This window comes from Streptosporangium sp. NPDC049078 (genome assembly GCF_040648855.1).
GTDB lineage: Bacteria > Actinomycetota > Actinomycetes > Streptosporangiales > Streptosporangiaceae > Streptosporangium.
Genome location: NZ_JBEZEL010000003.1, coordinates 65,543 through 83,694, shown reverse-complemented (window position 1 = coordinate 83,694; position 18,152 = coordinate 65,543). Strand labels below are relative to the sequence as shown.

Genomic DNA, 18,152 nt, shown 5'->3' with positions numbered 1-18,152 from the left:
TCATGAGCGACCTGGCGCCCCTGCACCCCACTCTGGCGCACCATGTCGTCAACACGCTCGGGTGGCCGTCGCTGCGCCCTCTCCAACAGCAGGCCCTGGGGCCGCTCGCCTCGGGGCAGGACGCTCTGCTGCTCGCGCCGACGGCGGGAGGCAAGACCGAGGCGGCCGCGTTCCCGCTGCTGTCGGCGATGGCCACGCAGCACTGGACAGGCATCTCGATCCTCTACGTGTGCCCGATCAAGGCGCTGCTGAACAACCTGCTGCCCCGGCTGGAGCGGTACGCGGAATGGCTGGGGCGCCGGGTCGCCCTCTGGCACGGCGACGTCACCTCGTCCAGACGGGCCGCGATCCTGCGTGACCCGCCCGACATCCTGCTCACCACGCCGGAGTCCCTGGAGTCGATGCTCGTCAGCACCAAGGTGGACCACCCGGTGATCTTCTCCGGGCTGAGGGCCGTCGTGGTGGACGAGGTACACGCGTTTGCAGGTGACGACCGGGGCTGGCATCTGCTGTGCGTCCTCGAACGACTCACCCGCGTCGCAGGCCGTCCGATCCAGCGTGTCGGTCTGTCCGCGACGGTCGGCAACCCCACCGAGTTGCTGGCCTGGCTCCAGGGATCGAGCCACGGCAACCGTACGGGAGAGGTCATCTCACCATCCGGTGAACCGTCCGGATACTCTCCGGGTTCGGCCGACCCGTCCCCGCCCTCTCACGACCCGTCCGCTTCTTTCGGTCCGCCCTCAAGCCCTCCGACCTGTCACGACTCCCTTTCCGCCCTACCCGGGGGTTCTCCCGCCCTCGCCGATCCGTTCGGAGGCTCCCCCGGCGGCCCGCCTCCGGGTGATGTCGAGCTCGACCACGTGGGCTCCGTCGCGAACGCGGCCAAGGTCATCGCCGCACTGCACCGAGGGGAGAAAAGACTCGTCTTCTGCGACTCCCGGCAACTCGTCGAGGAACTGGGCACCCGGCTGCGCACGCTGGGTGTGACGGTGTTCCTCTCCCATGCCTCGCTGTCCGTCGAAGAACGCCGCCGGGCCGAGCACGCCTTCGGCGAGGGCCGGGACTGCGTCATCGTCGCCACCTCCACCCTCGAACTGGGCATAGACGTCGGTGACCTGGATCGGGTCATCCAGATCGACGCGCCCTCCACCGTGGCCTCCTTCCTTCAGCGTGTCGGCCGTACCGGGCGGCGTCCCGGCTCCACGCGCAACTGCCTCTTCCTCGCCCTCGACGAGCAGGGACTGCTCCGGGCCTCGGGGCTGCTCCGTCTCTGGGGGCGACACTGGGTCGAGCCGGTCACGCCCCCGCCCGAACCGAGGCACATCGTCGCGCAGCAGTTCCTCGCCCTGTGCCTGCAGGAGTATCGGATCGGAGACCGTACCTGGCCCGAGTGGTGGCCGGGCCTCGAACCCTTCGGTGCCGAGGCGGCACCGATCCTGCGGCACCTCGTCTCGGCGGGGTTCGTCGACACCGACGGCGGCATGCTCTTCATCGGTCCGGCCGCGGAAAAGGCGTTCGGGCACCGTCATTTCATGGAGCTCACCACCGTTTTCACGGCGTCGCCCCAGTTCACGGTCCTGCACGGCCGTGCCGAGATCGGCCGCGTCGACCCGTCGCTGCTCTGCGACCACCGCGAGGGACCCCGGCTGCTCCTGCTCGCCGGCCGGAGCTGGCAGGTCACCTGGATCGACTGGAAACGCCGCCGTTGCTTCGTCGAGGCGGCGGAGCACGGCGGACGCGCCCGATGGCAGTCGGGCGGCCTTCCGCGGGGGACGTCCTTCCAGCTCATGCAGGCCATCCGGGAGGTGCTCCTGGGCGCGCCCCCTCCCGTACGGCTGACCCGTCGCGCCGTCGACGCGCTGGCCGACGCGCGGGAGCGGCATCTGGACGTCGTCCACCCCGGCGGTTCGGTCATCGTGCGCGGGGACGACGTGCGCTGGTGGACCTGGGCCGGGTATCGCGCCAACCTGACCCTGCGGAGCACGCTCGCCTCGGTGGCCGACCCCAAGCAGCAGGTGACCGACGCCTGGCTGCGCCTTCGGACAGACGTATCCAAGGAAAGCTGGACCTCCGCCCTGCGGGACTCGGCCGAAGGACTGTGCCTACCGGAACCCGACCCCGGAGCACTGGAGGGCCTGAAGTTCAACACCGCCCTGCCCGCACGACTCGCCGAGCGCACCCTGGCCGCCCGCCTGGCGGACTTCGACGGAGCCCGCGCCGTCTTGAACCAGCAGCACCGTTTCTCCGTCTCCAGCGGTTGAGGTGTCGCGGCAACGAGTGTTCCGGTCGTCAGCGGTGATGACAATCTGGTCACGAGCCTGTTCGTCGAGCACCACCGTAAATATGACGTCGGGTGCTGCGGTGAGCGCGACTGGACGATCCTTTTCCGGTCCATCGGGACGACAAGGTCTCACACCTCGAGCTCATCCGGAAAATCGTCACTATATGTCCATAGATGTCCTAGTAGCGAGCATTGGTCAATGGATGCGTTGACTACTGGTTGATTAAAACTGAAACACCTAGTTCGAGAGTGACTGTCTGTTCTTGGTCGTAGCCGTGGTGCTACGGTGTCTGCCTGTTCACGCTCTGCTGTTGAAACGGCACCGCATGGCCGTCCCGCCGTACAGGGAACAGCAGGTTCGACGCGGCCCTGTCATGCCCTGCCGCCACCCCCGAGGACGCCGATGTCAGTAGATGCACCCCACCGGGCGCGGAGAAGGTTTTCACCGAGGGAACTGGTGGTCCTCGCCGCTCTCGGCACCATGGTCATTACGGCCTGCGCGTGGTTGTGGGCGATATACGCCGCCCCCTATGAGGCCAGAGGGCTGATGGCACTCGTCGGCGGGGTCTCGGCCCTGCTGCTGTCGGGCGCCGTCGCCGCCGCCGTCCACTACGCCGGCACCGGTAACCGGCTGCGTGAGCAGGCCGAATGGGCCGGCGCGCGGTTCACCTGGCTGGAGCGGGAAACGCTGCGGATGGCCGAGGAGTCGCTGCCCTCGCTGGGACGTCAGGTGCGCGAAGGCGCCTCGGTCGCCGACGCGCTCTCCCAGATGCCGCAGCCTCCGGAAGGCCCGCTGCGGCACCTGCTCGGCTCGGCCGGGCACGAGCTCGAACTGCTCGAACGCGAGCGCGCCGCCGCCCAGGTGTCCCGTGAGACGACCGAGGACGAGATCTCCCGGCTGATCGACGACACGCTGCCGGAACTGGTCAGGCGGATCCAGACGAACCGGATGTCGGTGAGCGCCGCACTGGCCGAGATACCCCAGCCGGAGCACGAGCCGCTGCGCGACCTGCTGCGCGAGACGGCGCGGCAGCTCTCCGAGAGCGAGCGCAGGGGCACCGCCGTGATGGCGGCGTGCGCCGGGGCCGCGGCCCGCGTGCAGGCACAGGCCACCAGCCTGCTCGCCCGGCTGCGCGAACTGGAGGAGCAGTACGGCGATGACGAGGAGGTGTTCGCCGATCTGCTGGACCTGGACCACCGCATCTCCCAGGTGAGCCGGCTGGCGGACAACGTCGCGCTGCTGAGCGGCGGTCGTTCCGGACGGCGGTGGACCCGGCCGATCGTCATGGAGAGCGTCCTGCGCGGCGCGATGGGCCGCATCGGCGGCTACCGGCGCATCCGGCTGCACTCCACCAGCACCGCCGCCGTCGCGGGATACGCGGCCGAGGGCGTGATGCACGCGCTGGCCGAGTTGATGGACAACGCCGCCACGTTCTCGGCGCACGGCACCGAGGTCCACGTGTACGTGGACGAGGAGGACGCCGGCGTGGTGATCACGATCGAGGACAGTGGCCTGGGGATGCGCCCGCGCGAGCGGCAGCACGCCACCAGGATCGTGTCCGAGCCGCTCGACATGCGGACGCTGTCCGGCACCCGGCTGGGCCTGGCGGTCGTGGGACGCCTGGTCGACAAGTACGGCCTGACGGTCAGCTTCCGGTCGTCCGCCCGCGGTGGCATGGGGGTCGTGATGCTGATCCCGCGCCTGCTGATCACGCAGCCCCTGTCGATCACCGTGTCGCCCGACGCCGAGACTTTGGTCCGCCGCCCCGTGCGGGCCGCCGTACAAGCCGGCGTGCGGGCCACCGCGCAGGCACCGGCCATACCCGCGCAGGAGGGGCCGGCCGACGAGTCCGAAGACCTGCTGCCCAGGCGGCGCCGAGGGCAGACGCTGGCCGAGGCGACCAGGGCTCGGCAGGCGTCACCGGCCAAGCCCGCGCGCGAGGGGCGTGACTCGGCCGCGAGGTTCGCCGCGTTCCGCCAGGCCGGCGGTCGTGGACCCACGTCCCCTCAGGCCCCTTCCCCGGACCCGGGCGACTCTTGACACGTGTCCGCCGACCACCGGACATCTTTGGATTCACAGATGAGGAGGCAGGGGCCGTCCCTCCCGGGCCCGCGCCGCAGGGGCACCCCGTCGTTTCTATGAGCACAACCGACGCTTCGAACACCACCGATCGTGACTTCGACTGGCTACTGGAGAACCTCAAGAAGAAGACCCCGGGGATCAGGCATGTGCTGGTACTGACCAGGGACGGCCTGAAGATGAGCTTCACCGCCGGCCTCGGTCGGGACGGTGCCGACCAGCTCTCCGCCCTGGCCGCCGGGATCCAGAGTCTCTCGCTGAGCGCCTCCGCCGAGTTCGGGGACGGCATCGGAGCGGGGCAGGCGATGGTGGAGTTCGCCGGCGGACTGCTGCTCATCGTGCCGGCCGGGGACGGCGCCCACCTGGCCGTGGTGGCCGACGAGGACGGCGAGGTGGGGCTCATCGCGCACAACATGAACGAACTGGTGGAGCAGATCGGGGTCTACCTCACCGCGGCACCGCGGCAAACGAAGAACGGCGACGACCACGGATGACACGGCGAGCCATCGACCGAGAAGACCCCGACCGGCTCTACACGGTCACCGGGGGGCGTACCAGCGCCGATGAGAAGACCTTCGACTCCGTCTCCCTCATCGTCGCCGAGTGCGCCCCCACCCCCGGTATGCAGTCCGAGCACATCAAGATCCTGCGGATGGCCCAGCGGCCGACGGCGGTGGTGGAGATCTCGGCGGAACTGCGACTGCCGGTCAGCGTGGTGAAGATCCTGCTGCGCGACCTGCTGGACACCGGTCGCATCACCGTCCGTCATCCGTCGATCGCCGCACAGGCAGGACGACCGGATCCCGAAATCCTCAGGCAGGTGCTCGTTGCACTCCACAACCTCTGACCAGATGGCGGCCACCGCGCGAACGCCACTCCGCACGACCGCCGCGGACGCCCTGAAAATCGTGGTCGTCGGCGGGTTCGGGGCGGGAAAGACCACCTTGGTCGGCTCGGTGAGCGAGATCCGCCCGCTGAGCACCGAGGAGGTCATGACCCAGGCGAGCGTGGGCATCGACGACGCCAGCCAGGTACGGAACAAGTCGACCACCACGGTGGCCTTCGACTTCGGCCGGATCACGCTGAACGAGAGCAAGGTGCTCTACCTGTTCGGCGCGCCCGGTCAGCAGCGGTTCTGGTTCCTGTGGGACCAGTTGTTCGCCGGCAGCCTGGGCGCGGTCGTCCTGGTGGACGCCCGCCGCCTGGAGGATTCGTGGTACTCCATCGACCGGCTGGAACACCACCGGACCCCGTTCGTCGTCGCGGTCAACCGCTTCAGCGACGGGCCCTCCCTGGACGCGGTGCGCGAGGCGCTGGCACTGTCGCCCGAGGTCCCGCTCATCGACTGCGACGCGAGAGAGCGGTCCTCGTCCAAGCACGTGCTGATCACGCTCATCGAGCACCTCACCCGCACCTACGACCAGTCGCCCGCCCGAGAGAGCATGCCGTGACGAACTCCCCTCCCCTGCCCGACTCCACAGACCCGTCCGCCGGCTCGCCCGGATCGCAGAATCCCGAGCGGAGGCGGGAGTTGCTGGAGGGATACCCCGACCACGCCGATGCCGTACCCCTGTACGGGGCACTGATCGGCGACGACCCGACCGCGCTGTTCCAGGAGATGCGCCGCCGGCACGGACCCGTCGTCCCCGTTCTCCTCGACGGCATCCCCGTCTGGTACGTGATCGGTTATCGCGAGCTGCACCATGTCGCCAGCCAGCCGCAGTTGTTCGGCCGCGACTCCCGGCGCTGGAACATGAATGATCACCTCCCCCCGGACTGGCCGTCGCTCCCGCAGGTGAACTGGCAGCCGTCCGTGATGTACTCCGAGGGGGCCGAGCACCAGCGGCGGATCGGCGCCGTCAGTGACGCGATGGACGCCGTCGACCGCACCGAGCTGGCGCTGATCTGCGAGCGGATCGCCGACCTCGCGATCGACGAGTTCGCCGGGGACGGCCACACCGACCTGATCTCCCGGTACGCCTACCGGATTCCGGCTCAGGTCATCACCCGGCTGTTCGGGCTGGCGGAAACCGACCTGCCGGAACTGGTCGAGGACGTCAACTACGTGTTGAGCGGAGGCGAGGAGGCCCCCTCGGCGATTGCCCGAATCCTGGACAAGATAGGCCGGCTCATCGCCGACAAACGCACCCTGCCGGGCCACGACATCACCTCGCGCGTACTGGCACACCCCTCGCGGCTCACCGACGAGGAGATCGTCATGGATCTGATCGTGGTGATGATCGCCTCCCATGACAGCACAGCCAACTGGATCGGCAGCGCCCTGCGGCTGATGCTGGTGGACGACCACTTCTCGATGAGCCTGCAGGGCGGCCGCAGCAGCGTCGGCGAGGCGCTGAACGAGGTGCTGTGGAAGGACCCGCCCACGCCGAACCTGCCCTCACGCTGGGCCGTGCAGGACTGCGAGTTGGCCGGGCGGCGCATCCGCCGGGGCGACATGCTGGTGCTCGGCGTCACCGCGGCCAACGCCGATCCGCAGGTGCGACCGGCCGCCCATGCCGGCTCCGGCGCCAACCGGGCGCACATGTCCTTCGGCCACGGCGAGTACGGTTGCCCCTTCCCCGCGCCCGAACTCGCCGAGATCATCGCCAAGACGACTGTGGAGGTCCTTCTCGACCGGTTGCCCGACGTCTATCTCACCGTGAAACCGGACGAGCTGCGATGGCGCCCTTCGCTGTGGGTTCGTAGCCTGGAGGCCCTGCCCGTACAGTTCAGCCCGATCGTGCCGACCGGCCGCCCGTGGAGCACCTGAAGCGCCCCGGGGGTTGATAACTTCTCGAAAATGGGAGAAGCCAACACATTCCGCATCGGAGGCACGATCGACGTACGGCGGCTCGGGTTCGGGGCGATGCATTTGCCGACCGAGCCCGGCGAGGCCCGTAAGGGTGCCGTCGAAGTGGTCCGGCGCGCCGTCGAGCTGGGTGTCACGCTGATCGACACCGCGTATCTGTACGGGTGGGGCGCGAACGAGGAACTCCTCGTCGAGGCGCTGTATCCCTATCGGAACGAGACGCTCATCACGACGAAGGTGGGCGTCGTGCCACCGGACCCGCCGCGCGACGCGGCCCTGTGCGGACGGCCGGAGGTCCTGCGAGATCAGGTCGAGCGGGCCCTGCGCCGACTCCGGGTCGACCGGCTCGATCTCCTCCAGTTACACCGCATCGACCCGGAGGTGCCACTCGCCGACCAGGTCGGAACGCTGCGTGACCTGCGGGCCGACGGCAAGATCGGTCATATCGGGCTGTCCGAGGTCACCGTCGCCCAGCTCGACCAGGCACGGCGGATCGTCGACATCGCCGGCGTGCAGAACCGCTACAACATTCTCGACCGCGAGCACGAGGCCGTGCTCGACGCCTGCACCACGGCCGGGATCGCCTTCCTGCCCTGGCGACCCGTCCACCCCGCGGCCTCGGAGCCGACGGGCGAGATCGCCGCCGTGGCGACCGAGCTCGGCGCCACGGCGGCCCAGGTCGCGCTGGCGTGGCTGCTCGACCGTTCACCGGTCATGCTGCCGATCCCCGGCACCGCCTCGATCGAGCACCTGGAGCAGAACGTCGCCGCGGCGAGCCTGCGGCTGAGCGACGACCAGCGGAGCCGTCTCGACGCCATTCGGCCGAGCGCGACCGGTGACCGCTGAGGCCCACCACACCGCCTCTGCCGACACCGGTCAGCGCGATCATCCAGTCGATCAACACGGAGATCGGGCTCGGAGGCGTCTCCGTCTACGGCGCGAACAAAGAGGACGGAAACTTTCATCGGAGGGGGCGGGGGCATCCGTACCGCTTTCGCCACCAAAGGTGTTTCTCACCTGCGAGAAACCGCCGCGGAAAGGAGGGCGTACGCCGGACGCGAACCCGCACCCCCAGCCTGTGATTGAAAATTTCGGCTAATAAATTTAACTTTCGGCGACAAGCGTGAGACGTCGAACGCCGGGGCCGCGAAGGTCAGGGGGCTCCGGCGATCGGCCGTGGCCGAAAGGAGATCGACGATGTCCGACAGCGATGTTCCACGCCGGACCGACCGGGGCGCGGGGAGGAGTCGGCTGAGGACGGCCCTGCGAATGGCGTGCGCGATCATTCCCCTCCTGCTCGGCTTCGCGCTCACGACCGCGCCCGCGTCCTCCGCCTCCCTGGTGGAGGTCACCGGCTTCGGGACGAACCCCAGCAACCTGCGGATGCACCTCTACGTCCCGGACCGGGTGGCGCCCCGTCCCGCCATCCTGCTCGCGGTGCACTACTGCACCGGCTCCGGCCCCGCCTTCTACTCCGGCACGCAGTTCGCCTCGCTCGCCGACCAGTACGGGTTCATCGTGATCTACCCGTCGGCCACCCGCAGCGGGAACTGCTTCGACGTCTCCTCCTCCGAGGCGCTCAGGCGCGGCGGCGGGAGCGACCCGGTCGGGCTGATGTCGATGGTGAACTACGTCCAGCAGCGTCACAACGGCGACCCCTCCCGGGTCTACGTGACCGGCGCCTCCTCGGGCGCGATGATGACGGAGGTCATGCTGGGCCTGTACCCGGACGTGTTCAAGGCGGGGGCGGCCTTCATGGGGGTGCCCTTCGGCTGCTTCGCCAGCACCTCCGGATGGAACAGCGAGTGCGCCAACGGCACGATCGTGAGGACCCCCGAGCAGTGGGGCAACCTCGTACGGGCCGCCTACCCCGGCTACACCGGCGCCCGGCCCCGCGTCCAGCTGTGGCACGGCACCGAGGACTCCACCCTGCGCTATCCGAACCTGGGCGAGGCGGTCAAGCAGTGGACCAACGTCCACGGCCTGAGCCAGACGCCGACCTCGACCGACACCCCACGGCAGGGCTGGAACCGCAGCCGCTACGCCGACTCCACCGGCACCGTCAAGGTCGAGGCCTACAGCCTGCCGGGTGTCGGGCACAGCCTGCCGCAGGGCGGGATGGCCGAGTCGGCGATCCAGTTCTTCGGCCTGAACACCTCGGGCCCGTCCCCGACCCCCACCCCGACGCCCACGCCTACTCCGACCCCGACGCCCACCCCCACCCCCACTCCGACGCCGACGCCGACGCCGACGCCCGGCGGTGCCTCCTGCCAGGTGACCTACAGCGCCAACAGCTGGAACACCGGCTTCACCGCCAACCTGACCGTCACCAACACCGGCACCTCGACGATCAACGGCTGGGAGCTGAAGTTCACCTTCCCCGGCAACCAGCAGGTCACCCAGGGCTGGAGCGCCACCTGGTCGCAGTCCGGGCAGGTCGTGACCGGCCGCAACGCCTCCTACAACGGCACCCTGAGCCCCGGGCAGTCCGCCGGAATCGGCTTCAACGGCGCCTACAGCGGCACCAACGCCAACCCCGGCTCCTTCACCCTGAACGGCTCGGCCTGTAGCTGACCTCGGGAACACGACATCGGCTGCCTCCGGACCCCGGAGGCAGCCGATGTCGTACCGGTCACCGGTTGAGTAGGGGATTACTCACGACACGAACCCCCATGAGCCCTACCTTCGCCGCAAGAACGGACGATGGGGGGACACCATGCATCTCGTTCCGCTGGCGCCGGACGCGCTGGACAGGCTGGAGGCACGCTTCCACGAACTGAGGATCGCCGGGATCCTGCCCGAGCACCTCACGTTCGAGGACTACTACGCGGTGTGGCGCTCCGAGCGTCGCGGGCCGCGCGCGGCGGGCCTGGACGACGGCAGCGCCACCCCGCAGGCCCCCGCGAGCCTGATCAGCAGGCCGCCCAGGAAGCTCAGGGGCGTCGTCAGGACCCTGGTGCTGCTCGTCGACTTCGACGACCGGCCGCACGACCCCGCCCACGACGCGGCGCACTTCGAACGGCTGCTGTTCGGCACCCAGCCGGGCAGCATGCGCGACTTCTACCGGAAGGTGAGCGGCTTCGACGGCGACCCCGAAGGGCGGGGCATCGACGTCCAGGGCGAGGTGTTCGGCTGGTTCCGGCTGCCGCGGACGCTCGCCTTCTACGCCAACGACAAGTCGGGGATGGACGAGCGCAACTTCCCGCGCAACGCCCAGGGCATGGCGCGCGACGCCGTGCTCGCCGCCCTGGAGGCGGGCGTCGTCTTCGACCCCTCCTACGACGCGCTCGGCGAGAACCGGGTCACCGCGCTCTTCGTCGTGCACGCCGGTCCCGGTGCCGAGACCTTCTCCGACGCCGCCGGGCTGCGGTTCATCTGGAGCCTGAAGTGGACCGTCGGCGATCAGCCGATCACGGTCGGGCCCGGTCTCCAGGTGAGCACCTTCCTCACCGTTCCCGAGGACTGCAACGTCGGCGTCTGCGCCCACGAGTGGGGGCACCTGGCCGCGCGCTGGGCCGACTACTACGACACCGACCGGGCGCAGACCGGCGTCAAGTCGCACGGGCTGGGCAACTTCTGCCTGATGGCGGCGGGGTCGTGGGGCAACGGGGGCGTCACGCCCGTCTTCCCGACCGGCATGCTGCGCATGTTCCACGACTGGGTCACCCCGCGCCTGGTCACCGAGACCACCCGCGGCATCACGCTGCGGCCGGCGGCCGAGGGCGGCGACTTCGTCGTCGTCCACAACGACCGGACGATGACGAGCACGCAGTACGTCGTCGTGGAGTACCGCCGCAGGCGAGGCCAGGACGAGTTCCTGCCCGACCAGGGCGTCGCCGTCTACGTGGTGGACGAGTCCGTTCCCAACGTCGACGACGAGCGGCGCCTCGCGATCGAGCTGATGCAGGCCGACGGCCTGCGCCAGCTCGCCAGGCCGGGCAGCCTGGGCAACCGGGGCGACGCGAACGACCTGTACCCCTCGCTGGGCAACGCGAGAATCGGCCGGGACACCTCACCGGCGCTGAACCTGCCCGAGGGCGGGTGGACGGGCGTGACCGTCGAGGTCTCCGGCACACCGGGCGACGACGAGATGACGATCGACGTCGTCGTCGCCTCGTGGCCGAGTGACTCCAAGACCGACTCAGTGACCGACTCAGTGACCGACTCAGTGACCGACTCCGTGACCACGTGGCCCGTCGCGGCCCTGAAAACGGATGAAAGCCCCCAAAAACCAACAACGTAAACCAAAAGTGCAATACGCCTTTGGACCCGCCGGGACACTCACCGATCGCTACTCTTCGCAAGGAAAAGTCAACGGTGAGTAAAGAAGGTGCTCATGGGGCGAAGACTGATGGTGATGGCGGTCGCGGGAGCGGGGGTGGCCGTCGTCGCCGGGGCGGCGCTGTTCGTCTCCGGCGAGCAGGGGTCGCAGGCCGCGGGGGCCGCCCTGCGAATGCCCGCGCGGGAGGACCCGCTCACCGGCCAGGAGGTCGCCAAGGCCACCACGATCGCGTCGGCGGGATCCAGGTCGCACATGGCCGCCGGCCGGATCAAGCTGCTCTACGTGGAGCGCGACGACGACAAGGACGCCTCCGACCGGCGCCGCGCCGACGCGTACCTCTACGACTACGGCAGCGACAGGCTCATCGTGCGGACCGTCGACCTCGGCCGGGGCGAGGTCGTACGGGAGACCGTGGCGCGGGGGGTGCAGCCACCGCCGTCGAAGGAGGAGGAGACGACGGCCGCCGCCCTCCTGCTCGCCCATCCGGGGTACGGCAAGACCGTGCGCGAGGCGTACACCAAGGCCGGGGGCGGACCGCTGAGGTCGGCGGCGGAGCTGGGGCTGCGCGGGCTGATCTTCACCCCGTACGGCGAGCGCGGGTCCGCCAAGGAGTGCGACGTCCACCGGTGCCTGCGGCTGTTCGTCCGGTTGCCCGACGGCACCTGGCTGGACACCAGCCGGATGGTCGTCGACCTGTCCGCCAAGAAGATCCACACCCTGGAGTGGTAATCCGTGTTCCTCCGCCTCACCCTTTCCTGCGCCCTGCTCGCCGGAGGGCTCGCCGCGCCGCCCTCCGCGCCGAGAGCACCCGTACCGCCGCTGCCACCACAGCTCACCTCCTCCGGCGCGGCGCCGTCCCCCGGCCCGCAGACGGCGCCGGCGGCGACGGGAACCGGCGCGCAACCTCCCGCGGCCCCCTGCAACGCGCCGTACCGCGTCGACAAGACCCTGCCCAACGGGGCGCGCTGGCAGCTCTGCTGGGAGATGCGCAACGTCGAGGGTCTCACCCTGACCGGGATCGTCTACACCCCGAGAGGCCATCGGCCGATCACCGTGCTGCGCAGCACCTCGCTCGCCCAGATCCACGTGCCGTACGACAGGGGCAGGCCCCGCTACCACGACATCGGCTCGCTGGGATACGCCGCCATTCCGCTGCGGGCCGCGGACTGCCCGCTCGGCGAGCGCCGCGAGCAGTTCGTCTGCGTGACGACGAGGGCGCGCGGCCACGCGTACCTCAAGGCGGTCCCCGATCAGCTGAACATGACGGCCCAGGGGCGTGACCTGGTGGTCTTCGCCGCCTTCCAGGTCGGCTGGTACACCTACCTCGCCGAGTGGGCCTTCTCCGACGACGGCGCGATCACCCCGCGTGTGGGGGCCACGGGGTCGCTCGCCGGGTTCACCACCACACCCGAGCACGGCTGGCCCATCGGGGTGGGCGCCACCGGGTTCGAGGCGAACCACACCCACAACATCTTCTGGCGCCTGGACTTCGACGTGGCGGGCCGGGCGGACGACGTCGTGGAGCAGTACGACTTCAGCGGCTCCGGCACCGGGACCCGCAAGATCCAGCGGACGGTGTTCGGGACGGAGGCCAAGGCCGTCAGCAGGCCGATGCGCTGGTGGCGGGTGGTCGACAGGAAGGTGCGCAACGCCGACGGGCACCGCGTCTCCTGGGAGATCAACAACTCCGACACCGCCCAGTACCGGGGTCCCGCCGACGAGGCCTTCACCCGGGCCGATCTCTACGTCACCGACTACCGCTCCTGCGAGCGCCTCGCGACGGTCAACCCGTCTCCCGGGTGCGCCCTGTCCGTCGACCGCTACACCAACGGGGAGCGGCTCACCGATCCGGTCCTGTGGGTCAACGTCGGCTACCACCACGTCCCCCGCGACGAGGACGCCGACCCGATGCCGAGCCACTGGCAGGGGTTCCGGATCACCCCCCGCGACGTCACCGCCAAAAACCCGCACTGACCTGCTGTTTTCTGCTGCTTTATGCAGCTTTTGACCGCACAGGGCGGCACCGGGCGGTGTTGGGTGATGTGATCATCGGAATCGGCCGGGTTCGACCGGGACGCCGCCGCCGATGATCGGATACGGTCGGCGCACAGCGTTGTGATGGCCCCACATGACCGACAACCGTGACTTTCCCCTCCTTTGGCTCCGCGCGTTTCCCAATACGCATGGTGATAGCGGACATGGGCATGGGTTCGGTCACCCGAGTAGGGCAAGGTAGGGGCTATCGATCTACGGGAGTAAAGCCATGAGCGCGCACTTGGACCTGGACCGGCTCGCGGGCGGAGCACATCATGATCCGCACTCGATCCTCGGGTCGCACCTGGGTCCCGAGGGCGTGACGATCCGGACGCTGCGCCCCATGGCGCAGCGGGTCCAGGCACTCGTGGACGGCAAGGCCCACGACATGAAGCACGTCGCCCACGGCGTGTTCGCGGTCACCCTGCCCGGAGTCGACAAGATCCCCGACTACCGCCTCCGGATCGCCTACGCCGGCGCCGAGCCGTACGAGACCACCGATCCCTACCGGCACTGGCCGACCCTGGGCGAGATGGACCTGCACCTCATCGGCGAGGGACGCCACGAGCGGCTCTGGGAGGTCCTCGGCGCGCGGGTGATGCGGCACGAGGACGTGGACGGCACGGCCTTCGCCGTCTGGGCGCCCAACGCCCGCGGGGTGCGGGTCATCGGCGACTTCAACCACTGGGACGGCGCCGCGTACCCCATGCGCTCGCTCGGCGGGTCGGGCGTGTGGGAGCTGTTCGTCCCCGGTCTCGGCCCCGGCGACCGCTACAAGTTCAGCATCCTCGGTGTGGACGGGATCTGGCGGGCCAAGGCCGACCCGATGGCCCGGCGCACCGAGCTGCCCCCCGCGACCGCGTCGGTGATCGAGAAGTCGGACTACGCCTGGCGGGACGACGAGTGGATGCGGCGCCGCGCGGAGGGCAACGCCCTGCGGGAGGCGATGAGCGTCTACGAGGTGCACCTCGGCTCGTGGCGCCCCGGCCTGTCCTACCGCGAGCTCGCCGTCGAGCTGGTCGACTACGTGGTGGACATGGGGTTCACGCACGTGGAGCTGATGCCGGTCGCCGAGCATCCGTTCGGCGGCTCCTGGGGTTACCAGGTGACCTCCTACTACGCCCCGACCTCCCGTTTCGGCACCCCCGACGACTTCCGCCACCTCGTCGACGCCCTGCACGAGGCGGGCATCGGGGTGCTGGTCGACTGGGTGCCCGCGCACTTCCCGATGGACGACTGGGCGCTGGCCAGGTTCGACGGCACCCCGCTGTACGAGCACGCCGACCCCGCGCGGGGCGAGCACCCCGAGTGGGGCACCTACATCTTCGACTTCGGCCGCCGAGAGGTGCGCAACTTCCTCGTCGCCAACGCCGTGTACTGGCTGCGCGAGTTCCACATCGACGGGCTGCGCGTCGACGCGGTCGCCTCGATGCTCTACCTCGACTACTCGCGGCGCGAGGGCGAGTGGACGCCCAACGAGTACGGCGGCAGGGAGAACCTCGACGCGGTCGCGTTCCTCAAGGAGATGAACGCGGTCGCCTACCGGGAGGCGCCGGGCATCGTCACCGTCGCCGAGGAGTCGACCGCCTGGCCGGGCGTCTCCCGTCCCGTGCACCTGGGCGGGCTCGGCTTCGGGTTCAAGTGGAACATGGGCTGGATGCACGACACGCTCGCGTACCTCAAGCACGAGCCGGTCTTCCGCCAGTACCACCACCACCAGATGACGTTCTCGCTGATGTACGCGTACTCGGAGAACTTCGTGCTGCCGCTCTCGCACGACGAGGTGGTGCACGGCAAGGGGTCGCTGCTCGGCAAGATGCCCGGCGACGAGTGGCAGCGGTTCGCGAACCTGCGGGCGATGTTCGCCTTCATGTGGGCCCATCCGGGCAAGCAGCTGCTGTTCATGGGCGGCGAGTTCGGCCAGGGGTCCGAGTGGTCGGAGGAGCGCGGGCTCGACTGGTGGGTGCTCGACTTCGACGGGCACAAGGGGGTGCAGCGGCTGGTGCGCGACCTGAACCGGGTCTACAAGGAGTCTCCGGCCCTGTGGAGCGTGGACGCCTCCCCCGACGGCTTCCGCTGGATCGACGCCGACGACGCGCTGGGCAACGTCTTCTCCTTCCTGCGCTACGCCGAGGACGGCTCGGTGGTGGCGTGCGTGGCCAACTTCTCCGGCGCGCCGCACGACGACTACCGCCTCGGGCTGCCCTTCCCCGGCGCGTGGGAGGAGGTGCTCAACACCGACGCCTACGACTACGCGGGCAGCGGCGTGGGCAACCTCGGCGCCGTCCAGGCCACCGAGGAGCCGCGCCACGGTCTGCCGTACTCGGCCACGATGCGCGTCCCGCCGCTGGGAGCCCTCTGGCTGCGCCACCCCGGCGCGCTCGAACCCGCCGCGGACCAGCGCGCGGAGGAGATCGTCCAGGCCGCCGAGCAGGAGATCGCGCGGGAGCGGCTTGAGGTCGTAGGGGAGGCGGCCGAGGCCACCGAGCCCGAGGGACCCGAGGAGCGCCGGGAGGCCGAACCGGCCTGACCGAACCACTCCCCGGGCTCATCCGGAGCTCCCAGACTCCCCCGGGTTTCCCGGCGCACTCATCAGGAGTTCCCGGAACCCTTCGGGGTCTCCCCTGCGGACTCGTGCGGGAGCTTCCGGAACCATCCGGGGCTCTCCCCCAAGGAACGGAGCCGCCAGGCTCCCCCGGTACAGAGCCGTCGGACTCCCCCTCCGCAGAGTCCAACAGACCAGGTGAGAACGGGCCGGTCGCGCGATTCGCGCGACCGGCCCGTTTTCGCGCTCTATGCTTCCGGCACCCTCGCCGCAGCCCGTTCGGCCGAAAACCTTAAATCGGCCTTATATCAACGAACAAGGCATTGACCGTCGGCGTACGAGAACCTACGCTCTGGTAATTAATAGGAAACTTTCCTATGAATACGGGGACTCGGCACTCTCTGACCTGGAGCGACCCTTGCGACGAATTACCATCGGCTCCTTCATCGCGGCGGCGGCGCTGCTGGTTCCCCTGGGGATCGGCACCGCGACGGCCGCCACACCCGCCACCGCCACCTACACGACGACCTCGAACTGGGGATCAGGCTTCGAGGGCAAGGTCGTCGTGCAAGCCGGGACGAGTGCGCTGACCAGTTGGAAGGTCGAGTTCGACCTCCCCGCCGGGACCTCGATCACCACGTCCTGGGACGCCGACCTGACGAAGAGCGGCAACCACTACACCTTCGTCAACAAGTCGTGGAACGGCGCGCTCGCCGCGGGCGCCTCGACGAGCTTCGGTTTCAACGGCGCGCCCGGCGGGATCACCGGCGTGCTGAACTGCAAGCTCAACGGCGCCGCCTGCAACGGCACCGGCCCCTCGCCGACCCCCACCCCGACCCCGACGGTCACCCCCACGCCGACCCCGACCCCCACCCCGACGGTCACCCCCACCCCGCCGCCCCCCGGCGGCAAGAAGATCGTCGGATACTTCACCCAGTGGGGCGTCTACGCCCGCAACTACCACGTGAAGAACCTGGTCACGAGCGGCTCCGCGTCGAAGCTCACCCACATCCTGTACGCCTTCGGCAACACCACCGGCGGCCGGTGCACCATCGGTGACTCCTACGCCGACTACGAGAAGGCCTACACCGCGGCCGACAGCGTCGACGGCGTCGCCGACACCTGGGACCAGCCGCTGCGCGGCAGCTTCAACCAGCTCCGCAAGCTGAAGAAGGCGTACCCGAACATCAAGGTCATCTGGTCCTTCGGCGGCTGGACCTGGTCCGGCGGCTTCACCCAGGCCGCGCAGAACCCGGCCGCGTTCGCCGACTCCTGCTACAACCTGGTCGAGGACCCGCGCTGGGCCGACGTGTTCGACGGCATCGACATCGACTGGGAGTACCCCAACGCCTGCGGCCTCACCTGTGACAACAGCGGCCCGAACGCCTTCAAGAACATCATCTCCGCGCTGCGCACCAAGTTCGGCGCCAACGCCCTCGTCACCGCGGCGACCACGGCCGACGGCTCCAACGGCGGCAAGATCGACGCCGCCGACTACGCCGGCGCGATCAACAACCTGAACTGGCTCATGCCGATGACGTACGACTACTTCGGCGCGTTCAACCCCCAGGGCCCGACGGCTCCGCACTCGCCGCTCACCTCCTACACCGGCATCCCGCAGGCCGGGTTCAACTCCGACGCGGCGATCCAGAAGTTCAAGGCCAAGGGCATCCCGGCGAGCAAGCTGCTGCTGGGCATCGGCTTCTACGGCCGCGGCTGGACCGGCGTGACCCAGGCGGCTCCCGGCGGCTCCGCCACCGGCGCGGCCCAGGGCACCTACGAGGCGGGGATCGAGGACTACAAGGTCCTCAAGACCAAGTGCCCGCCCACCGGCACCGTCGGCGGCACCGCCTACGCCTACTGCAACGGCAACTGGTGGAGCTACGACACCCCCTCCACCATCACCGGGAAGATGACCTACGCCAAGAACCAGGGTCTGGGCGGGGCGTTCTTCTGGGAGACCAGCGGCGACACCACCAACGGTGAGCTGATCACCGCGATCTCCAACGGCCTCAAGTAATATTTCGACCACTCGGCCCTCCGAGCGCGTTACGCCGCGGGGGGCCGAGCTTTTCTCCACTCGGCCCTCCGCGCGCGTCACGCCGCGGGGACCGATCGCCC

General features: G+C 69.5%; 13 protein-coding genes. All 13 read left to right on the top strand.

Going from position 1 to position 18,152, the window contains the following annotated elements; translation table 11 throughout:
- Positions 1 to 2: 2 nt before the first annotated feature.
- The 13 genes from AB0B90_RS05520 (at position 3) to AB0B90_RS05460 (ending at position 18,051) form a co-directional block, all read left to right on the top strand.
- The gene (locus AB0B90_RS05520) at positions 3 to 2,261 is read left to right on the top strand and encodes a DEAD/DEAH box helicase (protein WP_362920948.1); all 2,259 of its coding nucleotides are present in this window, start codon (positions 3 to 5) and stop codon (positions 2,259 to 2,261) included.
- 477 nt (positions 2,262 to 2,738) lie between these two features.
- Positions 2,739 to 4,322: an ATP-binding protein gene (locus tag AB0B90_RS05515; protein WP_350947540.1), complete on the top strand. Its 1,584-nt coding sequence runs from the start codon at positions 2,739 to 2,741 to the stop codon at positions 4,320 to 4,322.
- 98 nt (positions 4,323 to 4,420) lie between these two features.
- On the top strand, positions 4,421 to 4,855 hold the full coding sequence (locus AB0B90_RS05510; protein ID WP_350947539.1) for a roadblock/LC7 domain-containing protein: 435 nt from the start codon (positions 4,421 to 4,423) through the stop codon (positions 4,853 to 4,855).
- Positions 4,852 to 5,208 (top strand): DUF742 domain-containing protein, encoded by a 357-nt coding sequence (locus tag AB0B90_RS05505; protein WP_350947538.1) that lies wholly within the window; start codon positions 4,852 to 4,854, stop codon positions 5,206 to 5,208. The genes AB0B90_RS05510 and AB0B90_RS05505 overlap by 4 nt, the downstream gene beginning before the upstream one ends.
- 4 nt (positions 5,209 to 5,212) lie before the next feature.
- Positions 5,213 to 5,812, top strand: a complete 600-nt coding sequence (locus AB0B90_RS05500; RefSeq protein ID WP_350947537.1) for an ATP/GTP-binding protein — start codon at positions 5,213 to 5,215, stop codon at positions 5,810 to 5,812.
- The gene (locus AB0B90_RS05495; RefSeq protein WP_350947536.1) at positions 5,809 to 7,131 is read left to right on the top strand and encodes a cytochrome P450; all 1,323 of its coding nucleotides are present in this window, start codon (positions 5,809 to 5,811) and stop codon (positions 7,129 to 7,131) included. The genes AB0B90_RS05500 and AB0B90_RS05495 overlap by 4 nt, the downstream gene beginning before the upstream one ends.
- A 30-nt stretch (positions 7,132 to 7,161) precedes the next feature.
- Positions 7,162 to 8,016, top strand: coding sequence for an aldo/keto reductase (locus AB0B90_RS05490; RefSeq protein ID WP_350947535.1), 855 nt, complete (start codon positions 7,162 to 7,164; stop codon positions 8,014 to 8,016).
- A 351-nt stretch (positions 8,017 to 8,367) separates the two neighbouring features.
- On the top strand, positions 8,368 to 9,744 hold the full coding sequence (locus AB0B90_RS05485) for a PHB depolymerase family esterase (RefSeq protein ID WP_350947534.1): 1,377 nt from the start codon (positions 8,368 to 8,370) through the stop codon (positions 9,742 to 9,744).
- A 142-nt stretch (positions 9,745 to 9,886) separates the two neighbouring features.
- Positions 9,887 to 11,413 (top strand): M6 family metalloprotease domain-containing protein, encoded by a 1,527-nt coding sequence (locus tag AB0B90_RS05480; protein WP_350947533.1) that lies wholly within the window; start codon positions 9,887 to 9,889, stop codon positions 11,411 to 11,413.
- A gap of 93 nt (positions 11,414 to 11,506) precedes the next feature.
- Complete coding sequence (locus tag AB0B90_RS05475; protein ID WP_350947532.1) at positions 11,507 to 12,181, top strand: hypothetical protein; 675 nt, start codon at positions 11,507 to 11,509, stop codon at positions 12,179 to 12,181.
- Between the two features lie 3 nt (positions 12,182 to 12,184).
- Positions 12,185 to 13,426 (top strand): copper amine oxidase, encoded by a 1,242-nt coding sequence (locus AB0B90_RS05470; protein WP_350947531.1) that lies wholly within the window; start codon positions 12,185 to 12,187, stop codon positions 13,424 to 13,426.
- A 289-nt stretch (positions 13,427 to 13,715) separates the two neighbouring features.
- Complete coding sequence (gene glgB / locus AB0B90_RS05465) at positions 13,716 to 16,016, top strand: 1,4-alpha-glucan branching protein GlgB (protein WP_362920942.1); 2,301 nt, start codon at positions 13,716 to 13,718, stop codon at positions 16,014 to 16,016.
- A gap of 433 nt (positions 16,017 to 16,449) precedes the next feature.
- Entirely contained in the window at positions 16,450 to 18,051 is a 1,602-nt protein-coding gene (locus AB0B90_RS05460; protein ID WP_350947529.1) for a glycosyl hydrolase family 18 protein, read from the top strand.
- Positions 18,052 to 18,152: the final 101 nt, after the last annotated feature.

Excerpts from the sequence above, each read along its gene's own strand:
- AB0B90_RS05520 (WP_362920948.1), top strand. The coding sequence starts at position 3 with ATGAGCGACCTGGCGCCCCTGCACCCCACTCTGGCGCACCATGTCGTC.
- AB0B90_RS05510 (WP_350947539.1), top strand. The coding sequence starts at position 4,421 with ATGAGCACAACCGACGCTTCGAACACCACCGATCGTGACTTCGACTGG.
- AB0B90_RS05505 (WP_350947538.1), top strand. The coding sequence starts at position 4,852 with ATGACACGGCGAGCCATCGACCGAGAAGACCCCGACCGGCTCTACACG.
- AB0B90_RS05500 (WP_350947537.1), top strand. The coding sequence starts at position 5,213 with ATGGCGGCCACCGCGCGAACGCCACTCCGCACGACCGCCGCGGACGCC.
- AB0B90_RS05490 (WP_350947535.1), top strand. The coding sequence starts at position 7,162 with ATGGGAGAAGCCAACACATTCCGCATCGGAGGCACGATCGACGTACGG.
- AB0B90_RS05485 (WP_350947534.1), top strand. The coding sequence starts at position 8,368 with ATGTCCGACAGCGATGTTCCACGCCGGACCGACCGGGGCGCGGGGAGG.
- AB0B90_RS05480 (WP_350947533.1), top strand. The coding sequence starts at position 9,887 with ATGCATCTCGTTCCGCTGGCGCCGGACGCGCTGGACAGGCTGGAGGCA.
- AB0B90_RS05475 (WP_350947532.1), top strand. The coding sequence starts at position 11,507 with ATGGGGCGAAGACTGATGGTGATGGCGGTCGCGGGAGCGGGGGTGGCC.
- glgB (WP_362920942.1), top strand. The coding sequence starts at position 13,716 with ATGAGCGCGCACTTGGACCTGGACCGGCTCGCGGGCGGAGCACATCAT.